The organism is Roseburia sp. 499 (genome assembly GCF_001940225.2).
GTDB lineage: Bacteria > Bacillota > Clostridia > Lachnospirales > Lachnospiraceae > Petralouisia.
On sequence record NZ_CP135164.1, the window covers coordinates 587,710 to 610,829 of the forward strand.

Annotated in this window: 24 protein-coding genes and 1 pseudogene; 24 read left to right on the plus strand and 1 reads right to left on the minus strand. The window is 38.6% G+C overall.

Going from position 1 to position 23,120, the window contains the following annotated elements:
* Positions 1-67: 67 nt before the first annotated feature.
* The 21 genes and pseudogenes from BIV20_RS03020 to BIV20_RS03120 all read left to right on the plus strand — a co-directional run bounded on the left by BIV20_RS03020 (position 68) and on the right by BIV20_RS03120 (position 18,952).
* Positions 68-919: a DUF5685 family protein gene (locus BIV20_RS03020; RefSeq protein ID WP_075717929.1), complete on the plus strand. Its 852-nt coding sequence runs from the start codon at positions 68-70 to the stop codon at positions 917-919.
* Between the two features lie 17 nt (positions 920-936).
* Positions 937-1,683 carry a DnaJ domain-containing protein gene (locus BIV20_RS03025; protein WP_075717931.1) on the plus strand — a complete coding sequence of 249 codons (747 nt, stop codon included), beginning with the start codon at positions 937-939 and terminating at the stop codon, positions 1,681-1,683.
* A 22-nt stretch (positions 1,684-1,705) separates the two neighbouring features.
* Complete coding sequence (bilS, locus tag BIV20_RS03030) at positions 1,706-2,209, plus strand: flavodoxin family protein BilS (RefSeq protein WP_075717933.1); 504 nt, start codon at positions 1,706-1,708, stop codon at positions 2,207-2,209.
* 191 nt (positions 2,210-2,400) lie between these two features.
* Positions 2,401-2,724 (plus strand): PadR family transcriptional regulator, encoded by a 324-nt coding sequence (locus BIV20_RS03035; protein WP_075717935.1) that lies wholly within the window; start codon positions 2,401-2,403, stop codon positions 2,722-2,724.
* The gene (locus BIV20_RS03040) at positions 2,721-3,413 is read left to right on the plus strand and encodes a DUF1700 domain-containing protein (RefSeq protein WP_075717937.1); all 693 of its coding nucleotides are present in this window, start codon (positions 2,721-2,723) and stop codon (positions 3,411-3,413) included. Before BIV20_RS03035 ends, BIV20_RS03040 begins: the two co-directional genes overlap by 4 nt.
* Positions 3,410-4,360: a DUF4097 family beta strand repeat-containing protein gene (locus BIV20_RS03045; protein ID WP_075717939.1), complete on the plus strand. Its 951-nt coding sequence runs from the start codon at positions 3,410-3,412 to the stop codon at positions 4,358-4,360. Before BIV20_RS03040 ends, BIV20_RS03045 begins: the two co-directional genes overlap by 4 nt.
* A 12-nt stretch (positions 4,361-4,372) precedes the next feature.
* Positions 4,373-4,558 carry a PspC domain-containing protein gene (locus tag BIV20_RS03050; RefSeq protein WP_075717941.1) on the plus strand — a complete coding sequence of 62 codons (186 nt, stop codon included), beginning with the start codon at positions 4,373-4,375 and terminating at the stop codon, positions 4,556-4,558.
* A gap of 142 nt (positions 4,559-4,700) precedes the next feature.
* Positions 4,701-5,627 (plus strand): helix-turn-helix transcriptional regulator, encoded by a 927-nt coding sequence (locus BIV20_RS03055; RefSeq protein WP_075717943.1) that lies wholly within the window; start codon positions 4,701-4,703, stop codon positions 5,625-5,627.
* A gap of 56 nt (positions 5,628-5,683) precedes the next feature.
* On the plus strand, positions 5,684-6,253 hold the full coding sequence (locus BIV20_RS03060; RefSeq protein WP_075717945.1) for a GNAT family N-acetyltransferase: 570 nt from the start codon (positions 5,684-5,686) through the stop codon (positions 6,251-6,253).
* A pseudogene (locus BIV20_RS03065) lies at positions 6,250-6,498 on the plus strand (winged helix-turn-helix transcriptional regulator); the annotation flags it as partial. The gene BIV20_RS03060 and the pseudogene BIV20_RS03065, both read left to right, overlap by 4 nt.
* 35 nt (positions 6,499-6,533) lie before the next feature.
* Positions 6,534-6,986 (plus strand): YbhB/YbcL family Raf kinase inhibitor-like protein, encoded by a 453-nt coding sequence (locus BIV20_RS03070; protein WP_242939773.1) that lies wholly within the window; start codon positions 6,534-6,536, stop codon positions 6,984-6,986.
* Positions 6,987-7,028: 42 nt separating this feature from the next.
* On the plus strand, positions 7,029-7,700 hold the full coding sequence (locus tag BIV20_RS03075) for a class I SAM-dependent methyltransferase (protein ID WP_075717949.1): 672 nt from the start codon (positions 7,029-7,031) through the stop codon (positions 7,698-7,700).
* An 89-nt stretch (positions 7,701-7,789) separates the two neighbouring features.
* A complete protein-coding gene (locus BIV20_RS03080; protein ID WP_075717951.1) occupies positions 7,790-8,704 on the plus strand; it encodes a GNAT family N-acetyltransferase in 915 nt (304 codons plus the stop codon).
* Between the two features lie 55 nt (positions 8,705-8,759).
* Positions 8,760-11,090, plus strand: a complete 2,331-nt coding sequence (locus BIV20_RS03085; protein WP_075717953.1) for a RelA/SpoT family protein — start codon at positions 8,760-8,762, stop codon at positions 11,088-11,090.
* Between the two features lie 3 nt (positions 11,091-11,093).
* Positions 11,094-11,723 (plus strand): MBL fold metallo-hydrolase, encoded by a 630-nt coding sequence (locus BIV20_RS03090; protein WP_075717955.1) that lies wholly within the window; start codon positions 11,094-11,096, stop codon positions 11,721-11,723.
* A 208-nt stretch (positions 11,724-11,931) separates the two neighbouring features.
* On the plus strand, positions 11,932-13,443 hold the full coding sequence (gene hemZ / locus BIV20_RS03095; RefSeq protein ID WP_075717957.1) for a coproporphyrinogen dehydrogenase HemZ: 1,512 nt from the start codon (positions 11,932-11,934) through the stop codon (positions 13,441-13,443).
* Positions 13,434-14,681, plus strand: coding sequence for a histidine--tRNA ligase (gene hisS, locus BIV20_RS03100; RefSeq protein ID WP_075717959.1), 1,248 nt, complete (start codon positions 13,434-13,436; stop codon positions 14,679-14,681). The genes hemZ and hisS overlap by 10 nt, the downstream gene beginning before the upstream one ends.
* Before the next feature lie 15 nt (positions 14,682-14,696).
* Positions 14,697-16,493, plus strand: a complete 1,797-nt coding sequence (aspS, locus tag BIV20_RS03105) for an aspartate--tRNA ligase (protein ID WP_075717961.1) — start codon at positions 14,697-14,699, stop codon at positions 16,491-16,493.
* Positions 16,494-16,659: 166 nt separating this feature from the next.
* Complete coding sequence (locus BIV20_RS03110) at positions 16,660-17,529, plus strand: SPL family radical SAM protein (RefSeq protein ID WP_075717963.1); 870 nt, start codon at positions 16,660-16,662, stop codon at positions 17,527-17,529.
* A 24-nt stretch (positions 17,530-17,553) separates the two neighbouring features.
* Positions 17,554-18,483 carry a DUF1848 domain-containing protein gene (locus tag BIV20_RS03115; RefSeq protein ID WP_075717965.1) on the plus strand — a complete coding sequence of 310 codons (930 nt, stop codon included), beginning with the start codon at positions 17,554-17,556 and terminating at the stop codon, positions 18,481-18,483.
* Positions 18,484-18,496: 13 nt separating this feature from the next.
* Positions 18,497-18,952, plus strand: a complete 456-nt coding sequence (locus BIV20_RS03120; RefSeq protein WP_075717968.1) for a methylated-DNA--[protein]-cysteine S-methyltransferase — start codon at positions 18,497-18,499, stop codon at positions 18,950-18,952.
* 51 nt (positions 18,953-19,003) lie between these two features.
* Here the strand turns inward: BIV20_RS03120 and BIV20_RS03125 are convergent, their stop codons facing one another.
* A complete protein-coding gene (locus BIV20_RS03125; protein WP_075717970.1) occupies positions 19,004-19,906 on the minus strand; it encodes a DUF2935 domain-containing protein in 903 nt (300 codons plus the stop codon).
* 172 nt (positions 19,907-20,078) lie between these two features.
* On the opposite strand from BIV20_RS03125, the gene BIV20_RS03130 reads away from it, so the two are divergent.
* The 3 genes from BIV20_RS03130 to BIV20_RS03140 all read left to right on the plus strand — a co-directional run bounded on the left by BIV20_RS03130 (position 20,079) and on the right by BIV20_RS03140 (position 23,041).
* Positions 20,079-21,029, plus strand: a complete 951-nt coding sequence (locus tag BIV20_RS03130; RefSeq protein WP_083655076.1) for a helix-turn-helix domain-containing protein — start codon at positions 20,079-20,081, stop codon at positions 21,027-21,029.
* A gap of 18 nt (positions 21,030-21,047) precedes the next feature.
* The gene (locus BIV20_RS03135) at positions 21,048-22,649 is read left to right on the plus strand and encodes a spermidine synthase (protein ID WP_075717972.1); all 1,602 of its coding nucleotides are present in this window, start codon (positions 21,048-21,050) and stop codon (positions 22,647-22,649) included.
* A 95-nt stretch (positions 22,650-22,744) separates the two neighbouring features.
* The gene (locus BIV20_RS03140; protein WP_083655077.1) at positions 22,745-23,041 is read left to right on the plus strand and encodes a hypothetical protein; all 297 of its coding nucleotides are present in this window, start codon (positions 22,745-22,747) and stop codon (positions 23,039-23,041) included.
* Positions 23,042-23,120: the final 79 nt, after the last annotated feature.

The window sequence follows — 23,120 nt, forward strand, 5'->3', positions numbered from 1 at the left end:
ATTGAAATTTTTTCCCAAAGGATTAGAATAGTATTCAGAAAATATTTTATCCTTTGGGAGTTTTTGTATGTTTGGATATATTATTGTAAATAAACAGGAAATGAAATTTAAGGAATTTGATTTGTATCAGTCTTATTATTGTGGATTTTGTCAGAAACTGAAGGAGAGATATGGAAAGCGCGGTCAGTTGACTTTAAGCTATGATATGACCTTTGTAATATTACTTTTGACGAGTTTATATGAGACGGATACGAAGCAGAGTGCGTGCAAATGTATTGCGCATCCTTTTGAAAAGCATCCCACCAGAAGCAATGAGTTTACAGAATATGCAGCAGATATGAATCTGTTATTATCCTATTATAAGTGTATGGATGATTGGCAGGATGAGCATAAGGTAAATAAGAGACTTATGGCGGGTGCCCTGCATGGACGGTGTAAACGGATTGCAGAGAAATACCCTCATAAGGCAGAGGTCATGAAAGAGATGCTATCCAAGATTCAAGAGTGCGAGACCAAAAATTCAACGGATATCGATGAGGTTGCCGGATATTTTGGTGAAATCATGAGTGAGATTTTCGCATGGCGTGAAGATGAATGGGCAAAGGAACTCAGACGTATGGGATTTTTCCTTGGAAAGTTCATTTATTTGATGGATGCCTATGAAGATTTAGAGAAGGATAGAAAAAAGGGGAATTATAATCCGTTTTTCCAATGGGAACAGCAAGAGGATTTTGAAGAAAATGCGGGAAAGATTCTGACTATGATGATGGCAGAATGTTCCAAGAGTTTTGAACGGCTTCCTATTGTAGATAATACAGAGATTTTGAGAAATATTTTATATTCAGGTGTCTGGTGTCGTTATGAAATGGTAAAAAATAAGAGACAACAGCAGAAAGTAGAGAAAAATATACCAGCGTAAAGCGGAAAGGAATTTATATGTATGATCCATATGCGGTGCTTGGAGTAAGCAGAAATGCTACAGATGAAGAGATAAAAAAGGCATACCGCGCATTAAGTAGAAAATATCATCCTGATGCCAATATTAACAATCCGAATAAGGAACAGGCAGAAGAGAAGTTTAAGGAGATTCAGCAGGCATACCAGCAGATTATGTATGAGAAAGAGCATGGAACTTCTGGTGGTTATGGGCAAAATGGATATGGACAGAGTAGCTATGGTGGGCAGTCTTCTCAATACGGCGGTGGAAGTTATTGGGATTTTGGCGGTTTTGGAGACTTTTTCGGTGGTTTTGGAGGCAATCAGGGACAAAGTAGAACCAGTGGAACGGATGAAGAAAGTACCTATAAACAGGCTGCGGCAAATTATATTCGAAGTGGACATTATAAGGAAGCGTTGAATGTGCTTAACAGTATGAACAAGAGGGATGCCCATTGGTATTATTTAAGTGCCATTGCCAATTCCGGAATGGGAAATAATGTTGCGGCATTAGAATATGCGGAAAAGGCAATGCAGATGGAGCCGGGGAATCAGGAATATCGACAGCTGTATGCACAACTTCAGAACGGTGGAAGTTGGTATCAGGGACAACGACAGAATTATGGAAGTGGCATGGGCGGAAGCGGAAGCTTTTGTATGAAACTCTGTATCGCAAATCTGATTTGCAACATGTGTTGTGGAGGCGGCGGTTTATGCTGCGGTGGAATGCCTTATAGATATTATTGATAATGAAACGAGGTCTTTGATTATGGATTATATGGTAGTTTATTCCAGTAGGACGGGGAATACCAAGCAGATTGCCAGAGAGATTTTTAGTGCATTGCCTGGAATGTCTAAGGATATGCAGAGCATAGAGGAGTATACCGGAAAGGATGCGGATACATTTTTTGTGGGTTTCTGGACAAATCGTGGAAGCTGTGATATGTCTGTGATAGATCTTATTTCGGAACTTCACGGAAAAAAGATTGCACTATTCGGAACCTGTGGTTTTGGTGGAGATGTAAATTATTACAAGGCCATTGAGCAGAAAGTCAGTGTATGGATACCTGATGACTGTGAATATCTTGGCACGTTCATGTGTCAGGGAAAGATGCCAATGCAGGTGAGAGAGAAGTACGAAATCCCTATGGAAGATCCAACGCAAGAAACATGGCGTAAAAAGATGCTACAGAATTTTGATGAAGCGTTGTTTCATCCCAATGAAACAGATTTTGAGAATGCAAGAGTATTTGTAAATAAGACATTAGAATAGATAGGATATTAAAATGATAAGAATACCACTGAATCGTGTAAGACGGTTCAGTGGTATTTTTAAGGTTAAGTTAAGAAAATAATTGTTGACAAATAATATTATACGATGTATAGTATTGATTAAGAAATAGTAATACATTTCAAATAGTAATGTACAATAAATAATATTTCATAAGGATAAGGAGTGATGGCATGGTATTTAATACAGGTGCAGCTCTTCTGGATGCCATTGTACTGGCAGTTGTTTGCAAGGAAGAGGAAGGCACATATGGCTACAAAATCACCCAGGATGTCCGGCAGGCAATCGAGGTATCCGAGTCCACATTATATCCCGTATTACGGCGACTTCAAAAGGATGATTGTCTTGAGGCATATGATGTAGAATGTGGCGGAAGAAATCGTAGGTACTATAAGATAACGGAAAGAGGAGTTGTCCAGTTGGATATGTACCGGACAGAGTGGAAAAATTATTCTTCTAAAATTACAATGTTATTTTCGGAAGGAGAGTCGGCATGAGCAGAGAAGAATTTATGAAGCAATTAGAAAACTTATTAAGTGATGTATCAGAAGAAGAAAAGAAAGAAGCGCTGGATTATTATTACAGCTACTTCGAAGATGCAGGGGAAGAAAATGAGGAAAGAATCCTAAGAGAATTGGAATCCCCGGAGAAGGTGGCACAGACCATTAAGGCAGATTTGGGAATGGGAAAAGGTGAAGAAAGCGAAGCTGGAACCTATACAGAGCAGGGATATCAGGATGAACGTTTTACAGAGAAACAAGAGATGGGAGTTCGGAATGAATCTTCTGCAAAACAGGAAAACAATGATAGAGCAGGAAAAATTGTACTGATTGTAATTATAGCGATACTTACCAGCCCAATTTGGGTTGGCGCAGTTGGAGGTCTCTTTGGAGGAGCATTGGGGCTTGCAGGCGGATTACTCGGAATTGCAATAGCAGCGATTGCAATAGCAGGTTCTTTGTATATTGCAGGTGCGGCAGTAACGGGTGTTGCAATTAGCCAGTTAGTAGTTGGTAATGTTGCAGCAGGAACTGCATTAGGTGGCGCAGGATTTTTAATATTTGCATTGGCAATATTGGCAACCATAGGTTGTGTTTGGCTTTACGGTAGATTTTTACCATGGTTGATAAAAGGAATTATATCATTATTTAGAAGAGCATTTTCTGGAAGGGGGAAAGCAGAATGAAGAAATTTACAAAAGGAGCATTGATTATAGCATTAGTATTTATGGTTTTTGGCTTTACCTTATGTGCAGTAGGTGCCGGAATAGGATTTCATTATTCCTCCATTCCGGAAATGATAAGTAAAGGTGTGTTTCAACTAAATTTTGGCAATTGGAGTGAGCACTGGAATAATGCATGGAGTTGGAATAATTGGGATGATGACTGGGAATCCTGGATTGATGGAACTACGGAAAAATATGATTTTTCTACGGACGAATGTGCTGATATTCAGAATTTAAAACTCATTGGAGAGTGTGGCACTATAGAAGTAGAGGAAGCGAAGGAAAATCAGGGAATTCATGTAGAAGTAACATATCGAAAAGCGAATACAAAACGCAAGGTTAATGTAGAAAAGAATGGAACTACTTTAGAAATTGAAGATAAGAGTTCATGGGGATTGGTAAATAATGATAATGTACACATAAGCATACAGATTCCGAAAAATATGGAATTTGAGAAAGTGGAGTTAGAGAATTCAGCAGGAGAGATTACATTGAATCATGCTTTAAATGCAAAAGAGTGTAGTGTAGTAGTAGGGGCAGGAGAATGTGTAATTAACAAAGATTTACAAGTGTCTGGAAAATTATATGCAGAAGTGGACGCCGGAGAAATTGATTTTGCTAAAGTAAGTGCAGAAAAAATAGAGTTAAATGCAGGAGTTGGAGAAATTGATATAGAGTATGCCAGTGCGGATGAAGTATTTTTGGATTGTGGTGTCGGAAGCTTAAGTGTGACATTAGCAGGTACAGAAGAAGATTATAGTTATAGCATTGACTGTGGAGTTGGTGATGTTGAAATTGGTCACAGTAGTTATAGCGGTCTCGGAACAACAAAGAATATCTCAGGCGGTAGCAAGAAGGTAGAGATTGACTGTGGAGTTGGCGAAGTTAGTGTAGAATTTAAAAAATAAGGAGATGAGAATATGGAACCAAAGAGATTATTTAAGTCAAGAACAAACAGAGTATTTTGCGGAGTATGCGGAGGAATAGGAGAATATTTTAATATAGACCCAACTATCATTCGCTTGCTGTTCGTATTGTTAGGATGTACAACAACCGGAATTATTGCATATATCGTTGCAGCGATCATTATGCCGGAGCAGATTTAAGCAGCTCCATGAAAAGGGTGTTCCTTAAGTCATTTATGACTTTGGGGGCACCTTTAATAAATTTCATATATATTTTTTATCTAAACTATGACATAATGATGTCATAGTTTGTTTGTTATTATGGGGAAGAAAAGGAGGACATATGAAAATCGATCGTCTCATGGGAATTACGATTTATCTATTAAGACATGGAAAAACATCAGCACAAAGGCTGGCAGAAGAGTTTGAAGTGTCGAGCAGAACAATTATGCGGGATATGGATACCTTGTGTCAGGCGGGAATTCCTATTCAATCCACTTGTGGCATAGAGGGAGGATATAAGATTCTGGATACTTATATTCTGGAAAAACAGATGGCAGATGGTCAGGATTATGAATTTATCTTGACGGCGCTGAAAGGCCTTGCCAGTGCCTATGCAGATAAAAGTATACAAAAAACCATAGATAAAATAGAGTTACTTTCCGGTAATGGGGAAAATACACTCAATTTAGATTTTAGTGTAGCCCATGAAAATAGAGAAATCAATGAAAAAATTAAGGTATTAGAGGAAGCCGTCAGGAAAAAGAGAATTGTACAATTCCAGTATACAAACAATTCGAATGAAGGAAAGGAAGTACAGACAGAGCCGGTTGGTGTCGTTTATAAATGGTATAACTGGTATCTGATAGGATATTCCGAAAAATATATGGATTATTGCATGTACAAGCTGGTGAGAATGGAACAGCTTATCATGACCGGAAGACAGAATACCCAAGAACATTCCTTAAGAAAAGCACTTGCGCAGATGGAACATACAGAAGGGAAAGAATCCGCACAGGAGACGATTGAAATAAAGCTTTTAGGAAAATCCCATATTAAGGCAAAATGTAAGGAATATCTAAATGGAAAAGTAACAAAAGAATATGAAAATGGAGATTTTGAATTTTGTTTTCATGTACCAGAAAAAGAATTTTTCTGGTATGGTGTGGTACTTTCTTTTGGAAATGCAGCTAAGATATTGGAACCTCAGAGTGTGGCAGAACGTATCACCACGATTTGTCGAGAAATACTGGAAATCTATAGTAGTTGACAAAAGAAGTAATATTTAAGAAATGATAGTGTATAGAAAAAACGGAGGAAAACAAGATGAGTAATGTATATGAAACATGTCCGGTATTGGAAAATGAACAGTTTTTATTAAGACTTGTAGAAGAAAATGATGTAAAGGATTTGGTCAAAGTATATAGCGACAAAAATGCTTTGCCTTTTTTTAACAGTGATAACTGTGCTGGAGATAATTTCTATTATCCAACAGAAGAAAGAATGCTGGAAGCAATTAAATATTGGTTAATGGAATATTCCAATAAAGGGTTTGTACGGTTTACAATTGTTGATAAAACAAAGCAAGAGGCAGTAGGAACCATTGAACTGTTCCATCGTATATCAGAGGATTACTATAATAATTGTGGGATTTTAAGATTAGATTTGAGAAGTGATTATGAGAATTATGAGGTGATTGAAAATATCTTATCTGTTATCATTGCTCCGGCATATGAAATGTTTGATTGTAGTATGATTGCTACCAAAGCACCAATATATGCAATAGAAAGAATAGATGCATTAAAAAATAGAGGATTTGAGAAGTCAGAGGAACCTTTGGTAGGAGGACATGATGGAAAACAATATTATGATTATTGGATGGAGGAGATAGCGTGAAATTGAGGGAAGAATATACATGCCCTTTAGAACTGGTGCATGACATGATAAGAGGAAAGTGGAAAACTATTATTTTGTGGCGACTGAGATTAGGACCGACTTCTCTTGCAAAACTTGAAAGAGACATTGAGGGAATTACACAAAAAATGCTGTTAGAGCAGTTGAAAGAACTAATAGATTATGGATTTGTGGAAAAGAAGATATATGAAGGATACCCACTTCGTGTAGAATATTTTCTTACGGAAGATATGGAGATGGAGTAATTTTAGATAAGTTTGGTGTGAGGGGAACATCATTTAATGAAAATGGTATTCCTGATTGTTCTCTGCCATTTCGGGTAGAGGATTTACCGGAAAATACAAAGTCACTGGCATTGGTATTAGAAGATAAGGATGCATATCCGGTGACAGGAGGATTTGCATGGATACACTGGTTGGCAGCGGATATCACTCGATGGGAGTTAAAGGAAAATGAAAGCCGGACGGCAAAGGATTTCGTGCAGGGATGTAACAGTTGGTCTAGTATACAGGGAGGAGAGCAGTCAAAGGAATTGTGTTGCTACTATGGAGGAATGACACCACCGGATAAAGATCATCTGTATGAACTTCATGTATTTGCATTGGATAGAATATTAGGATTACAGCAAGGATTTTACATGAATGAATTGTTTCATGCCATGGAAGGACATATTCTAGATAGTTTTACTTTGAAGGGAATATACAAAAAACTGTAGGGTTTGAGATAAATTGAATTTGCGGGAAAAGGAGAAGTTAAGATGAATATAGATGAACAATTTAATTTAGTTGCAAAGGAATATGATGTTAATCGAAAAAAATTTATACCATGCTTTGATGAGTTTTATGAGGAGACCACAAATTTTATAGCATCTAACATTATTCAGCCAAAAAGAATATTAGATTTGGGTGCAGGAACAGGTCTTTTATCTTATTTTTGGTATCAATATTTTAAAGAGTCTGAATATGTTCTTGCAGACATTGCCAGCGAGATGTTAGAGGTTGCAAGAAAACGATTTGATGGCTTGGAAAATGTAGATTATCAGATTTTGGATTATTCGAAAGAATTTCCTATAGAGGAATTTGATATTATTATTTCAGCATTATCCATTCATCATTTAGAAGATAAGGATAAAAAGGATTTATTTTTGCGTATTTATGATAAACTTCCTGACGGCGGCGTGTTTATTAACTATGATCAATTCTGTGCCGGTTCGGCGGAAATGAATGTATGGTTCGATTCATTTTGGGAGAATCATTTGGAAAAAAGTGGTCTGTCTGAACTTGATTTAGAAAAGTGGCAGCAACGAAGAAAACTAGATAGGGAATGCTCTCTTGAAGAAGAAATAGAAATGCTTCGAAAAAGTGGATTCAGGGAAGTAAATTGTGTTTATTCGTATCAGAAATTTTCTGTGATTGTTGCAATGAAATAAATGAAAAGTTTAATGGGACCTTTCTTCTGTTCATATCAGAAATTGTATGTTATGATAAACGATAAGAACAAAATCGGAGGTACATATCAGTGGAACTTCGCGGACTTATTATTTCCCTACAAGAACTAAATATTGCAAAGGAAGATGACCCGGAACGTTTTGTCATGGAAGATGGTCTGACAGAGCTTTTGGATGGACTTTATCGTCATAATGTGCAGATTATTAACATAGATATGTTTCAGGCAGATAATGCGGAAAAGCTAAAGGTAATTCTGGAACTTCACAAGTTGAAGGAAGAGGAATGTCTCATGATAGCTGCAACAGGGAAAACACTACGGATAATAGAAAAAATGAATATAGCAAGTATTGGATATCTGAATCCTATTTGTCGAAAACAGGACTTATCTCAGGCAGAAGTGTTGGTAGAAGGCTTTGATGAGGTGGATTTTTTCTTTTTGGAGCGGATTTATCAGAGAAAACATGGAATTCCATGGACTGTCATTGAAACAGACCGATGCTTCCTTAGGGAAATGACCATGGAGGATTTGGATGCATTGTATCAGTTGTATGAAGAACCGGAAATTACCAGATATATGGAAGGTCTGTATGAAGATAGGGAGAAAGAGGAAGAATATACCAGAGCATATATTAACAACATGTATCGCTTTTATGGATATGGCATGTGGTTAGTGATTGAGAAAGAAACAGGAAAAATCATTGGAAGAGCGGGGCTTAATAATGTGGATATTCATGGAGAACCGGCATTGGAAATGGGATATATGGTAGGAAAGCCATATCAGAATCAGGGATATGCTACAGAGGTTTGCGAAGGAATTTTGCAGTTTGCAGCAGAGGCAACAGAGTTTAAAATGATAAATTGTCTCATTCAAAAAGAGAATGTAAAATCTGTGCATCTTATTGAAAAACTGGATTTTACATGGGAGGAAGAATTAGAAATTCAGGAAAAGACCATGCAAAGATACACGAAAACATTGCATTTTTAGACAAAATTACTTATAATAGTGAGAAAACCCATAAAGTAAAGATGGAGAAGTGCAAATGGAAGACAAAAACAGAATTCAGTTAGAAGAACAAGAAGAAATTGCAATGCAGACCGAGCATATCAAGCCAACCAAGGAGTTTGTTAGTCCGGAAAGCTTATATGATGAGCTGATTGCAAGCGTAAAACGGTATCATCCGTCTACGGATATTTCTTTAATTGAAAAAGCATATAAGATTGCAGACGCAGCTCATGAGGGCCAGGTGCGAAAATCGGGTGAAGCATATATTATTCACCCTCTTTGTGTTGCTATCATTTTAGCTGAACTGGAATTGGATAAAGAGACCATTGTAGCAGGAATTCTCCATGATGTAGTAGAAGATACGGTAATGACGGAACAGGAAATTGCCGCTGAATTTAGCGAAGAAGTAGCACTTTTGGTAGATGGTGTTACAAAGTTAGGACAGTTGTCTTATGATGCAGATAAGGTAGAAGTTCAGGCAGAAAATCTTCGTAAGATGTTTCTTGCTATGGCGAAGGATATTCGTGTTATTCTGATTAAGCTGGCAGACCGTCTTCATAATATGCGTACTTTGAAGTATATGAAGCCGGAGAAACAGAAGGAAAAGGCAAGAGAGACCATGGATATCTATGCGCCGATAGCACAGCGTCTTGGTATCTCTAAAATTAAGATAGAATTAGATGACTTGTCTTTGAAATATTTAGAGCCGGAAGCATATTATGATTTAGTGGAAAAAGTTGCTATTCGTAAAAATGTCCGGGAAGAATATATTCAGCAGTTAGTAGAGGAAGTAAAAAAGCATATTGAAGGTGCGGGAATCGAAGCGAAGATAGATGGACGTGCAAAGCATTTTTTCAGTATCTATAAGAAGATGGTAAATCAGGATAAAACCCTAGATCAGATTTATGACCTGTTTGCAATTCGTATTATTGTAAATTCAGTTAAGGATTGTTATGCAGCACTTGGTGTGATTCATGAGATGTATAAGCCGATTCCGGGACGTTTCAAGGATTATATAGCCATGCCAAAGCCAAATATGTACCAGTCACTGCATACTACATTGATTGGACCTACCGGACAGCCTTTTGAGATACAGATTCGTACCGTTGAGATGCATCGTACCGCAGAGTATGGTATTGCCGCCCATTGGAAGTACAAGGAGGCAGCCAATAACGGTGGTGTGGTTTCTACTACAAAGTCGGAAGAAGAGAAGTTAAGCTGGTTAAGACAGATTCTGGAATGGCAGAGAGATATGTCCGATAACAAGGAATTTATGAGTTTGCTTAAGAGTGACCTTGACCTGTTTTCGGATACGGTATTCTGTTTTACGCCATCCGGAGATGTAAAGAATCTTCCAAATGGTTCTAATCCAATTGACTTTGCTTATAGTATCCACTCAGCAGTAGGAAATAAAATGGTTGGTGCTAAGGTAAATGGTAAGCTGGTAAATATTGATTATGTGATTCAGAATGGTGATCGTATTGAGGTATTGACTTCTCAGAATTCCAAGGGACCAAGTCGTGACTGGTTGAATATTGTAAAGAGTACTCAGGCGAAGAACAAAATTAATCAATGGTTCCGTAGCGAGTTCAAAGAAGAAAATATTTCCAAAGGAAAAGATGTAATTCTTCAGTATTGTAAGTCTAAGGGAATCAATTGGCCAGACTTGAATCAACCGAAATATCAGAGCCGTATTATGCGAAAATATGGTTTCCGTGATTGGGAATCTGCATTAGCAGCAGTGGGACATGGTGGTTTAAAGGAAGGTCAGATTATCAATAAGATGCTGGAGTATTACCAGGCTGACCATAAAGCTGCCATTACCGACGAAGATATTTTGGAAAGCATAGGAAATGGAAGTGCGGTAGCAGGACCGGCAGAGGGAAAGGAAAAGGGCAAAAAAGGTAAGTCAAAGAGCGGAATTGTCGTAAGAGGAATTGACGATATGGCAGTACGTTTTTCCCGTTGTTGTGCGCCGGTACCGGGAGACGAGATTGTAGGTTTTGTTACCAGAGGACGAGGAATTTCTATTCATCGTACGGATTGTATCAATATTATAAATCTTTCTGATATGGATCGTGGACGTTTGATTGAAGCAGAGTGGCAGAATACAGAAGGTGAAAATGGACGTTACATGGCAGAAATTAAGATATATGGTAATAACCGTACCGGACTTCTGGTAGATATTACCAAGATATTTACGGAGCGTCAGATAGACATCAATTCTGTTCATTCCTCTACCAGTAAGCAGGGAATTGCCACAATTACCGTAGCATTTGGAACAAAAGGAAAAGAAGAATTGAATTCACTGGTAGATAAGATTCGACAGGTAGAAAGTGTAATTGATATAGAAAGAACAAGAGGTTAATTCATGACAGAAATAAAAGTAGAAAGCTATGTGGTAAGTGACTTTGGAACGAACTGTTATTTTGTGATTAATACAGAGACAAAGGAAACGTTGATTGTAGACCCGGGCGATAATGCAACTATGCTTGCTGCTAAGATAGAAGACGAGCAGTTGAAACCGGTGGCAATTCTCCTTACACATGGACATCTGGATCATGCCAGTGCAGCAGAGGAGCTTGCCAAAAAGTTTGAGGTTAAGATTTATGCGCATGAAGCAGAAAAGGAGACATTAGAAGACTCTCGTATGAATCTGACAGCTGCTTTTGGAGCGGCAAAAGTATTTCATGCAGATGTGTTTTTGAAGGATGATGAGATTCTCGAATTGATTGGATGTAAGATAAAGGTTCTGTTTACACCGGGCCATACACCGGGAGGATGTTGTTATTACTTTAACGACCAAAGAATCCTTTTCAGCGGAGATACATTATTCTGTGAATCAGTAGGAAGAACGGATTTCCCGGGAGGAAGCAGTTCCACTCTGATTCGCTCTATTCGTGAAAAACTTCTGAATCTTTCCGATGATATTAAAGTATATCCGGGTCATATGGCACAGACCAGCATCGGTACCGAGAAAATGTATAATCCATTTATATAATAGTAACAGTTCAGCCATAGGAGGGCTTAGAGATGAATCATGCTTGCATGAATGAGAATCTAAGTCCTGCTATGAGCGGAACGCCTGTTTATGAGCAAACTTAGCTGCAACGCAGCGGGAAAGCATCGCAGATGAGGGTTTGCGAATGGCGTGGGCTGAACTGTTACAAATTTTTAAAATTATGTAGAAATATGTGGGAAAGAAATTTATGATAACGGTTAGTTTAAATGAGGCAAATTTTGAATACGATATTCATTCTCTGGTGAAAGCTTTTTATGGAAAAGAGGATGTAAAAGTATTTGCGGATAAAGAAAAAATAAAAGAATTGGAAGAAGAAAAGACACCTCTGTTTCATATGGAGGTTTCTTATATTTCAAGAGAAGAATCTGAGGAACCGGAGGATAAAATCCGATTTGAAATATGGAAGCCGGAAGCGGAAGGCAGTAAGAAACAAGCTGAGACAGAGGTTAGTGCTGATTTTTCCAATCGCAAGGAAACAAAAAATCGCTTGAAGCAGTCTTTGTATCAGATGCTTAAGGAATACACCGGACAAGAGTTGCCTTGGGGAACTCTGACTGGCATTCGCCCGACGAAAATTCCTATGGCGATGTTAGAAGAAGGAAAGTCAAAGGAAGAGATTCGCCGGTATATGAAAGAGACCTATTATGCTTCCGATATAAAAACAGATTTGAGTATTGATATTGCGGAACGTGAACTGGAATTATTAAAAAAGATTGATTATGAAAATGGGTATAGTCTTTATATAGGAATTCCTTTTTGTCCAAGTATTTGTTTGTATTGTTCTTTTTCCTCTTCTCCGATTGGAATGTGGAAAGATAAGGTAGAGGAATATCTGGATGCATTGGAAAAGGAAATTGCATATACGGCAGAATCTTGCAAGGACAAGGTGCTTAATACCATTTATATTGGTGGTGGAACACCTACAACCCTGACGGCGGAACAGTTGGACAGACTGCTGACAAAGGTAGAAGAAAGTTTTGACTTTTCAGGACTTCTGGAATATACCGTAGAAGCAGGCAGACCGGATAGCATTACAAGAGAAAAACTTGCAGTATTAAGAAAACATGATATTTCAAGGATTTCCATTAATCCGCAGACCATGAAGCAGGAAACACTGGATTTTATCGGAAGACACCATACGGTACAGCAGACAGTGGAAAGTTTCAATATGGCGCGGGAACTGGGATTTGATAATATCAATATGGACTTAATTGTAGGACTTCCGGAAGAGCGAATCGAAGATGTACGGGAAACCATGGAACAGATAAAGAAGTTAAATCCGGACAACCTGACGGTACATTCTCTTGCAATTAAGCGGGCAGCCAAGCTTCGAATGTTCCGAGACGAGCATGCAGATATGCATATTTATAATAGTTGGGAAACCATAGATATGACAGCAGAATATGCAAAAGAGATGGGGATGGAGCCCTATTATCTGTATCGTCAAAAGAATATGGCAGGTAACTTCGAGAATGTAGGATATGCTACGCCAGGAAAAGCAGGAATCTATAATATCTTGATTATGGAGGAAAAACAGTCTATAATGGCACTTGGCGCAGGTGCATCCACAAAGTATGTACTTGACCATGGAAAACGCATTGAGCGTGTGGAAAATGTAAAGGATATTAAAAATTATCTGGAACGAATTGATGAAATGATAGATAGAAAGAGAAAAATGGAGGAAAAGTTATGGCATTAGCAAAAAAGCCGGTAAATGGCATGAAAGATATTCTGCCGGAGGAAATGCAGATTCGTGATTATGTAATGAGTGTGATTAAGGAGACTTATCGCAGCTTCGGATTCACTCAGATTGAAACACCGTGCATGGAGAACATTGGAAACTTAAGTAGTAAGCAGGGTGGAGAGAATGAAAAACTGATTTTTAAGGTATTAAAAAGAGGAGAAAAACTGAATCTGGAAACAGCGAAAGAAGAATCAGATGTAGTGGATTTTGGAATGCGTTATGATTTGACCTTGCCTTTGACAAGATTTTATTCCAACAATGCAAATGACCTTCCTTCTCCATTTAAGGCATTGCAGATGGGAAATGTATGGCGTGCAGACCGTCCACAGAGAGGACGTTATCGTCAGTTCATGCAGTGTGATATTGATATTTTGGGCGAGCCAAGCAATCTTGCAGAAATTGAATTAATTCTTGCAACCACCACCACACTTGGAAAGTTAGGCTTCAAAAATTTCCAAATTCGCATTAATGAGAGAAGAATTCTGAAAGCTATGGCATCTTATAGTGGATTTTCAGAAGAGTCATTTGATACAGTATTCATTATTTTAGATAAGATGGATAAGATAGGTCTTGAAGGCGTCGCAGAGGAATTGGAAAAGGAAGGATTCGCAAAAGAGTCTATCGATAAGTATTTAGGGCTTTTCAAAGGCGTAGAGGATGCAGAAGACGGAATCGCATATCTTGCGAAAGAGCTGGAAGGATTCTTGGAGCCGGATGTAGAACAGAATTTACAGGAAATTGTATCCAGTGTAACTGCTACAAAAACAGCAGATTTTGAATTAGTATTTGATCCAACACTAGTACGAGGAATGTCTTATTATACAGGAACAATTTTTGAAATCGCAATGCCGGAGTTTGGAGGAAGCTGCGGAGGCGGCGGACGCTATGACAAGATGATTGGAAACTTTACCGGAAAAGATGTTCCTGCTTGTGGATTTTCCATCGGATTTGAGAGAATCGTGCTGTTGCTGATGGAAAGCGGATTTAAGATTCCTGGTCAGGCACAGAAGAAGGCGTATTTAATTGAAAAGGGGTATCCGGGAGAAAAACTTTGTGACGTAATTGGTCAGGCACAGGAAGAACGTAAAAATGGTGTTCAGGTGCTGGTAGTTCGTATGAACAAGAATAAGAAGTTCCAGAAGGAACAGCTTACCAAAGAGGGATATACAGAATTTGTAGAATTTTTCAAATAAAAGGAGGAAAACATCATGGCAGAATCCATGAAAGGGTTACACAGAACCCACAGATGTACCGAAGTGTCCAATGCAAATATCGGCGAAAAAGTAACCGTTATGGGCTGGGTACAGAAAAGAAGAAATTTAGGAAGTCTTATTTTCATAGATTTAAGAGACCGTTCCGGAATCTTACAGCTTGTATTTGACGAGCCAAAGGTAGGAAGTGAAGGATTTGCAAAAGCAGAGACCTTAAGAAGTGAATTTGTTATCGCTGTAACAGGTACAGTTCAGAAGAGAGCAGCGGCAGTCAATGAGAACTTAAAAACAGGTGATATCGAAGTAATTGCAGAGGATATTCGTGTCTTATCTGAATCAGAAACACCGCCTTTCCCAATCGAAGAAAATTCTCAGACAAAGGAAGACTTAAGACTACGTTATCGTTATCTGGACTTAAGAAGACCGGATATTCAAAGAAATATTATGATGAAGAGCAAGGTTTCCATGCTGCTTCGTAAGTTCATGGAGAAGGAAGGATTCCTTGAAATTGAAACACCAATGCTGACAAAATCCACACCGGAGGGAGCAAGAGATTATCTTGTACCAAGCCGTGTGCATCCGGGAAACTTCTATGCATTGCCACAGTCTCCGCAGTTGTTTAAGCAGTTGTTGATGTGTTCCGGTTATGATCGTTATTTCCAGATTGCAAGATGTTTCCGTGATGAAGATTTGCGTGCAGACCGTCAGCCGGAATTTACACAGGCAGATATGGAGCTGTCCTTTGTAGATGTAGATGATGTCATTGAAGTAAATGAGCGTCTGTTACAGTATGTATTTAAAGAAGCAATCGGTATTGATGTTCAGCTTCCAATTCCAAGAATGACTTGGCAGGAAGCTATGGATCGTTTTGGTTCCGATAAGCCGGATACCCGTTTCGGCATGGAACTGGTAAATGTATCTGAAGTAGTAAAAGGATGCGGTTTCGGTGTGTTTACCGGAGCATTAGAAAACGGTGGCTCTGTTCGTGGTATCAATGCCAAAGGACAGGGAGCAATGCCTCGTAAAAAAATCGACAAACTGGTAGAGTTTGCAAAAGGCTATGGCGCTAAGGGATTGGCTTATCTTGCAGTAAATGAAGATGGTACTTACAAGTCCTCTTTTGCAAAATTCATGACAGAAGAAGAGTTGAAAGCATTAGTAGAAAAAATGGAAGGCGAACCGGGCGACTTACTGTTGTTTGCAGCAGATAAGAATAAGGTTGTCTGGGATGTATTAGGTGCATTACGTCTGGAACTTGGAAAAGAACTGGGCTTAATGGATAAGAATAAATACAACTTCCTGTGGGTAACAGAATTCCCATTATTAGAGTGGTCTGATGAAGAAAACCGTTTTATGGCAATGCATCATCCGTTTACTATGCCAATGGAAGAAGACTGGGACAAAATTGATTCCGATCCGGGTGCAGTGCGAGCAAAGGCATATGATATCGTACTGAATGGTACAGAAATGGGTGGTGGTTCTGTTCGTATTCATCAGGATGATATTCAGGAAAAAATGTTAGAGGTACTTGGATTTACTAAGGAACGTGCTCATGAGCAGTTCGGATTCCTGTTAGATGCATTTAAGTTCGGTGTACCACCTCATGCAGGATTGGCATATGGATTAGACCGTATGGTAATGTTGATGTTACAGTGCGAATCTATTCGTGACGTTATCGCGTTCCCGAAGGTAAAGGATGCTTCCTGTCTTATGACAGATGCACCAAATGTGGTGGATGAAAAGCAGTTAGAGGAACTGTCTATTAAAGTAGATGTAAAAAATGAAGAAGAATAAATAAGAGATGTAGCCCCAGCAAGTTTAGAAAATTTGTTGGGGTTTCTTCGTAGAGTATGAAAACAAAAAAATGTAATGACAATACGAATGCGGTGTAGTATAATATAATGAACAGAACACATGTTTGCTAGAAACGGATTTCATAAAGTATGAGGAGCGCAAACACATGCATAACATCCACCCAAAGTCAATCTTATCTCCAAAAAACGGAATGAATCTCTATCGTGGCTGTACGCACGGCTGCATTTATTGTGATGCCAGAAGTACCTGTTATCAGATGGATCATGTTTTTGAAGATATTGCAGTAAAGATAGATGCACCGGAGTTGTTAGAACAGGCATTGCGCCGGAAACGAAATAAATGCATGATAGGAACCGGAGCTATGAGTGACCCTTATCTTCATGCGGAAAAAGATTTAAAATTAACTAGACGTTGTTTGGAATTAATTGAGGAATATGGTTTTGGACTTGCCATTCAGACAAAGTCTGACCTGATATTGCGCGACTTGGACTTACTAAAGCGCATCAATCAGAAGACAAAATGTGTCGTTCAGATGACACTTACTACTTATGATGAAGATTTGTGTAAAATAGTAGAGCCGAATGTCTGCACCACAAAACGGCGGGCAGAAGTGTTGAATATTTTAAGAGATGAGGGAATACCAACTATCTGTTGGATGACGCCCATCTTGCCTTTTATCAATGATACGGAAGAAAATATTCGAGGAATTTTGAATTACTGTGCGGAAGCAAAGGTTTACGGCATTATGCAGTTCGGGATTGGTGTGACGCTTCGCGATGGAGACAGACAGTATTTTTACAATAAGTTGGATAAACATTTTCCGGGAATAAAAGAAAAATACATAGAGAAGTATGGAAATGCATATGAACTGCCTTCGCCGAATCAACCACATTTATTGAAAGTTTTAGCAGAAGAATGTAAAAAACACCATATGGTTTACGATGCAGGAGCATTATTTCAATATATGGCTCAGTTTGAGGACAAGCAGGCAGGGGAGCAATTGACATTGTTTTAATGATAGAAGAATTGAGGCAGGAAAATGATTTTAAGTGTCAGTAGACGAACCGATATTCCCAATTACTATTCAGAATGGTTTTTTAATCGTATTAAGGAAGGATATCTCTATGTGAGAAATCCAATGAACTTTCATCAGATTAGTAAAATTTCTCTAAGTCCGGAGCTTGTGGACTGTATTGTATTCTGGACAAAGAACCCAAAGCCCATGCTAAATAGGCTTATAGAGTTAAAGGACTATCATTATTATTTTCAATTTACCCTTACCGGATATGGAAAGAACATAGAACCCAATGTTCCACATAAGAAAAAAGAAATGATACCTATATTCCAAGAACTGTCTGAGAGAATCGGAAGTGAACGGGTTGTCTGGCGGTATGACCCAATATTGCTGACAGAGCGATATACGACGGAATATCATATAAAAGCCTTTGAGGAAATTGTTAGAGAACTGGAGGGGTATACTAAGAAGGTTGTGATTAGTTTTGTGGATATGTATGACAAAATGAAGCACAAGGGTGTATATTTTAATGAAATGAAAGAGGAAGAATGTCGTTTTCTTGCAGAGAAGATGTCAGAAATTGCAAGGGCGCATCATATGGAAATCGCTTCTTGTGCAGAAAAGATAGACCTAAGAGAGTGCGGAGTAAAACATAACAGTTGTATCGATAAAGAATTGATTGAGGAAATAATCGGATGTCAGTTGAATGTGAATAAAGACAAAAATCAGAGAGAAGCGTGTGGATGTGTGGAAAGTATTGAGGTGGGCACCTATGATACCTGTCTGAATGGCTGCCAATATTGCTACGCAAATCGAAGTGAACAGAGGATAAAAAACATCATAAGTCATTATAATCCGCTTTCTCCATTGTTATGTGGTGAAATAACGGAAGGAGATAAAATAACAGAGCGAAAGGTGAAGTCCTTTCGGGAAGAGCAACTGAGCCTGTTTTAAAGGAGGAAATCATATGAATCGTTATCACTATAAATTTCCCATTGGAACGGTATGTATAGAAGAGGAAAATCATTTCATTACAGGCTTGTATATGGATTCGAATATAGAAGAAAATGAAAAGGAAACAGAATTGCTGCAAGAGGCATATCAGCAGTTAAAGGAATATTTTTCAGGAAACAGAAAAACTTTTGATTTGCCAATACATCTGGAAGGAACGGAATTCCAGAAAAAGGTCTGGGCAGCATTGCAGACTATTCCTTATGGGGCGACGCGTACTTATGGAGAAATTGCAGAGCAGATAGGGAAGCATAAGGCATCCCGGGCAGTAGGTGGAGCAAATCATAACAATCCGATAATGATTATTGTTCCCTGTCACAGAGTAATAGGAGTGAATGGTTCATTGGTGGGATTTGGTGGTGGATTGGATATGAAGAAGTATCTCTTGGAACTGGAAAAAAGAAAAAACTAAGAAATGCGGATATTGCACTTCTTAGTTTTTGGTGTTCCATACACTGTCTCCTTATCTTGCGTTGTCATATTCCAAAAGACGGATATAGTGGTTCGCTTCTCGAAGTACATGGTCTGCAAGAAGAGGCAAAATAATAGAATCAATTTTACAATTTAAAATATCTTCCGCACCGGCTTCTTTGAATTCACGGTATTTTAAGGTTTCTTTTAGAGACTGTTCAGTTAATTCAGTAGCTACAGCATCCTGGCATCGTGCCTGCTCTAAAAGTTCACAATATTCTTTGGAAAAGTTGTCTGCAGTATCAATGAGCTGTTCTTCACAAGGGTCTAACAAGCCACGAATAAACAAGGCGTGTTCCATCATAATCTGATTCCAGAAGTCTTCTGTTTTTCGTAAGTTTTTGTAAGAAGGGCGTTTGTTTTGCATTAATTCTTCGATAGTAGCCCGATACAATTTTGCTTCCCGTAAGATATGCTTAATCAGCAGCGGATAATTTGTGGTAAAAAGTCTGCAATTACCGACTTCTCTTAAAATACTTTCCTTAAAATCAATCAAACCATTTAGCAGGCGGAATGCTCGCTCATTTAGTCTTTGAACAAGTGGAACCAATCGCCGAAAGTCCTGCCTGCTGCATATAGGGCGGAGATTCTGCGCGGCAACAGAAAGTTCACTGTCGATGGGAACGCCACTTAATGCAGCGGTTCGTTTTTCTGCCGGAATAGTAAATCTGGTTACTAATTCATCGGATTCTGTTACACAACGATTGATGCGTCCATCACTAATGCTTAAGGCATCGCGAAGCAGGTTTTCAAACTGTTTTCGGAACCAGTCAGCCTTTTTTATCCATTCTTCTTCCTTGCAGGGGAATCCTGCTTCCAGAAAAAGAGCATGCTCTCGCATGATGCGTGCAAAAAATAAATGGGTTTCTATAGATAAAATTACAAAATTTTCCATATTCTCTCATATCTTTTCTTTTTATAGTCTTTATAGTATATGCGGATTTCTATTTTTGTGCTATACTCAGAAAGGACGTAAAACGCCTATTTTAGCGGTATGCAACCGCAAGTTTACATGAAAATCTTCAAAAGCAACAAAGAATATATAGACGTTACATAGGTGCTATCTTATGATAAGGACACCAGAAGCGCAGAAGGAAAATAAAATAATAGAAAGAAAAGGTGGAGAAAATATGAGTTTATTAGGAGAGAATTTACAATTTTATCGAAAAAGAGAAAATATGACCCAGGAGCAGTTGGCAGATAAGTTAGAAGTGTCCAGACAAACAATTTCGAAATGGGAAGCAGGAACTTCTTATCCTGAGATGGAAAAGCTTCTACAATTATGTGATTTGTTTTCCTGTACCATGGATACATTGATGCGGGAGGATGCAAGTAAAGCGGAAGTAGAAGACAGTGAAAATTATGATTGTCATATGGAAAAACGAAGAAAACATATTACGTTGGGTGTGATTTTAATCATTACGGCAGTGGCGCTGTATGAACTCCTGGCTGGATTTGGTGTGATGGAGGTAATAGCAGATACCGCTTTTTTGGCAGTTGTCATTGTAGGAGTTCTGGTGCTTGTGGTAGCAGGTATGCAGCATGAAAATTTCAGAAAGAAACACCCGGTCATTCCGGAATTTTATTCGAAAGAAGAGAAAGAGAAGTTTGATGAAAAGTTTCCGATTCGTGTTGCAACCGGAATTGGAACAATTTTACTTGGATTCTTAATTGGTATGAATGGGGAGAATTTCCCAATGGTAGCGGGAATGACAGAGGATTTCTATTATGGCATCTTTATGATTTTTGTGGCAGCCGGAGTAGGAGTTCTGGTTCACACCGGAATCGGGAAAGAAAAGTATGATATTGCAGCCTATAACAAGGAAAAGGAAAATGAGGAAAAAAATGATAATAAAGTAGGGATTTGGTGCGGTTGTATTATGCTGTTAGCTACCATTGGCTATTGTATCACCGGATTTTGCTTTGAATTGTGGCATATTAATTGGGTGATATATGTGGTAAGTGCTTTGTTATGTGGGATTGTAGCTTTGATTTTGAGCGGACAAAAGAAGGATTAAGAAAGGAATAAGGAATCGATGCGACACAATATATTAAAAAACAAATATTATCTTTATCTGACTGAATTTTTTGCGGGAATGTCGGTGATGGCTGTAGAACTAGGTGCAAGCAGGCTGCTTGCACCTTATTTCAGTTCTTCACAGATTGTCTGGACTATCATTATTGGAACGATTATGATAGCTATGGCGCTGGGAAATGTTTGGGGTGGTAGACGCGCAGATAAGGACCCAAATCCAGACAAGTTGTATCTAAGGCTAATAGTATCGGCTGTGTGGATTGCAGCGATTCCTTTGCTGGGAAAATATGTAATTCTGGGAATTTCAGGAATTCTGGTAATAACTGTAAACACGAATTTTCTGATTTGGGCAGCCTTTTTGGCATGCATGGTGATATTCGTATTTCCACTGTTCTTGTTGGGAACGGTTACCCCTTCTTTGGTAAAATACACTGTAGATAGTCTGGAAGATAGCGGAAAAACAGTAGGAACCCTTGGCGCTTTTAATACGATTGGAAGTATTATTGGAACTTTTCTTCCTACCTTTGTTACCATTCCGGCAGTGGGAACAGCCGTTACTTTTTTGATTTTTTCGGGAATTTTGCTGGTGCTTGCTTTGGTTTATTTTATCAGTACCAGAGCAAAGAAGTTACATTGTGTAATAGGTGTGGCATTGTTTCTGGTATGCAGTATTTTGGGGAATTCCACCAGTTTTGCTTTCTGGGAGGATGATTTGGTATATGAGGGAGAATCCATTTACAATTATCTTCAGGTAAAGGAGGATGAGGAGAATGTGATTCTTTCTACCAATGTTTTGTTTGGGGTTCAGTCTATTTTGAAAAAGAATCAGGAGCTTACCGGGATGTACTATGATTACGCGCTTGCTGCACCGGTGATGGCGAAATTGGAAGAAAAAGAGAATCCGCAGGTTCTGATTCTTGGAATGGGAACCGGAACCTTCGCCAGGCAATGCAGGAATTATTTTGGCGAAGTGTCCATAGAAGGTGTTGAGATTGATGAAAAAATAACCAACCTTGCATATGAATGTTTTGAACTGCCGGAGGATATTCCGGTTATTACTTACGATGGAAGAGCGTACCTTGGAGCTGTCGATAAAAAATATGATGTGATTATGGTAGATGCTTATCAGGACATCACCATTCCCTTTCAGATGTCTACCAAAGAATTTTTTACTATGGTAAAGGAACATTTGAAGGAAGATGGCATTATGGTAGTGAATATGAACATGCATACGGAAAAGGAAGGAAATATCAATCAGTATCTTTCTGATACCATAGCAGTTGTATTTCCCGAGGTATATACGGTGGATGTGGCAGGTTCCACCAATCGCGAGCTGTTTGCATCCGTGGATGGAAATATCATGGAGTGCCTGAAGACAGGAACAGAAGGACTTGAGAGTAGTGAGTTAAAGGAAATGATGCAGCAGGTGGCAGAAAATATGCAATGTTATGAAAAGGGAGATTATCTGCTGACAGACGATAAAGCGCCGGTAGAACTTCTGGGGATGCAGGTTATAGATGAACTGATTCAGGGGGAACTTGGATATTATAAGGAAATTTTCGAGGAAGAGGGAGTACAAGGGCTTTTAAACAGAATAGAATAATACCACTAAAATTCTTGACATTTATAGAGACTAGCTATAAAATATGAAAATATGCAATACAGAGACTGACGTATCATGGAATGGAGGTGTGCAGAATGAAAAAAGTAAGTAAGTTGATAGCTATAATGGCGATGATATGCCTGTTGGCAGGAATGCTTTTTTCTTATGATTATATCATTGAAAATGCACACCATCATTGTTCTGGCGAGGACTGCCCTATCTGTATGGAGATAGAAGCAGCCGTTCATTTTGTTTCCAGTCTTCGTGTTATTCTTATGCTGTCATTTGTTATGGCAGTTCTTTGTGTATTCACACGGGTAGTTACGTCTGTGGGAAATCATGCTGGCGTAAAAAAAACCCTGATTACCCTAAAGGTAGAATTACTGAATTGACTTTATAATCTAAAACTAGGTTCCAACTAAAGTTGGTTTTTTTTTGTGTACATTTTTTTAGATTATGGAGGTTTTATTT

Bases quoted from the DNA above. Each gene is read 5' to 3' on its own strand.
- BIV20_RS03020 (WP_075717929.1), top strand. From the start codon at position 68: ATGTTTGGATATATTATTGTAAATAAACAGGAAATGAAATTTAAGGAA.
- BIV20_RS03025 (WP_075717931.1), top strand. From the start codon at position 937: ATGTATGATCCATATGCGGTGCTTGGAGTAAGCAGAAATGCTACAGAT.
- bilS (WP_075717933.1), top strand. From the start codon at position 1,706: ATGGATTATATGGTAGTTTATTCCAGTAGGACGGGGAATACCAAGCAG.
- BIV20_RS03035 (WP_075717935.1), top strand. From the start codon at position 2,401: ATGGTATTTAATACAGGTGCAGCTCTTCTGGATGCCATTGTACTGGCA.
- BIV20_RS03040 (WP_075717937.1), top strand. From the start codon at position 2,721: ATGAGCAGAGAAGAATTTATGAAGCAATTAGAAAACTTATTAAGTGAT.
- BIV20_RS03045 (WP_075717939.1), top strand. From the start codon at position 3,410: ATGAAGAAATTTACAAAAGGAGCATTGATTATAGCATTAGTATTTATG.
- BIV20_RS03050 (WP_075717941.1), top strand. From the start codon at position 4,373: ATGGAACCAAAGAGATTATTTAAGTCAAGAACAAACAGAGTATTTTGC.
- BIV20_RS03055 (WP_075717943.1), top strand. From the start codon at position 4,701: ATGAAAATCGATCGTCTCATGGGAATTACGATTTATCTATTAAGACAT.
- BIV20_RS03060 (WP_075717945.1), top strand. From the start codon at position 5,684: ATGAGTAATGTATATGAAACATGTCCGGTATTGGAAAATGAACAGTTT.
- BIV20_RS03075 (WP_075717949.1), top strand. From the start codon at position 7,029: ATGAATATAGATGAACAATTTAATTTAGTTGCAAAGGAATATGATGTT.
- BIV20_RS03085 (WP_075717953.1), top strand. From the start codon at position 8,760: ATGGAAGACAAAAACAGAATTCAGTTAGAAGAACAAGAAGAAATTGCA.
- BIV20_RS03090 (WP_075717955.1), top strand. From the start codon at position 11,094: ATGACAGAAATAAAAGTAGAAAGCTATGTGGTAAGTGACTTTGGAACG.
- hemZ (WP_075717957.1), top strand. From the start codon at position 11,932: ATGATAACGGTTAGTTTAAATGAGGCAAATTTTGAATACGATATTCAT.
- hisS (WP_075717959.1), top strand. From the start codon at position 13,434: ATGGCATTAGCAAAAAAGCCGGTAAATGGCATGAAAGATATTCTGCCG.
- aspS (WP_075717961.1), top strand. From the start codon at position 14,697: ATGGCAGAATCCATGAAAGGGTTACACAGAACCCACAGATGTACCGAA.
- BIV20_RS03110 (WP_075717963.1), top strand. From the start codon at position 16,660: ATGCATAACATCCACCCAAAGTCAATCTTATCTCCAAAAAACGGAATG.
- BIV20_RS03115 (WP_075717965.1), top strand. From the start codon at position 17,554: ATGATTTTAAGTGTCAGTAGACGAACCGATATTCCCAATTACTATTCA.
- BIV20_RS03120 (WP_075717968.1), top strand. From the start codon at position 18,497: ATGAATCGTTATCACTATAAATTTCCCATTGGAACGGTATGTATAGAA.
- BIV20_RS03125 (WP_075717970.1), bottom strand. From the start codon at position 19,906: ATGGAAAATTTTGTAATTTTATCTATAGAAACCCATTTATTTTTTGCA.
- BIV20_RS03130 (WP_083655076.1), top strand. From the start codon at position 20,079: ATGATAAGGACACCAGAAGCGCAGAAGGAAAATAAAATAATAGAAAGA.
- BIV20_RS03135 (WP_075717972.1), top strand. From the start codon at position 21,048: ATGCGACACAATATATTAAAAAACAAATATTATCTTTATCTGACTGAA.
- BIV20_RS03140 (WP_083655077.1), top strand. From the start codon at position 22,745: ATGAAAAAAGTAAGTAAGTTGATAGCTATAATGGCGATGATATGCCTG.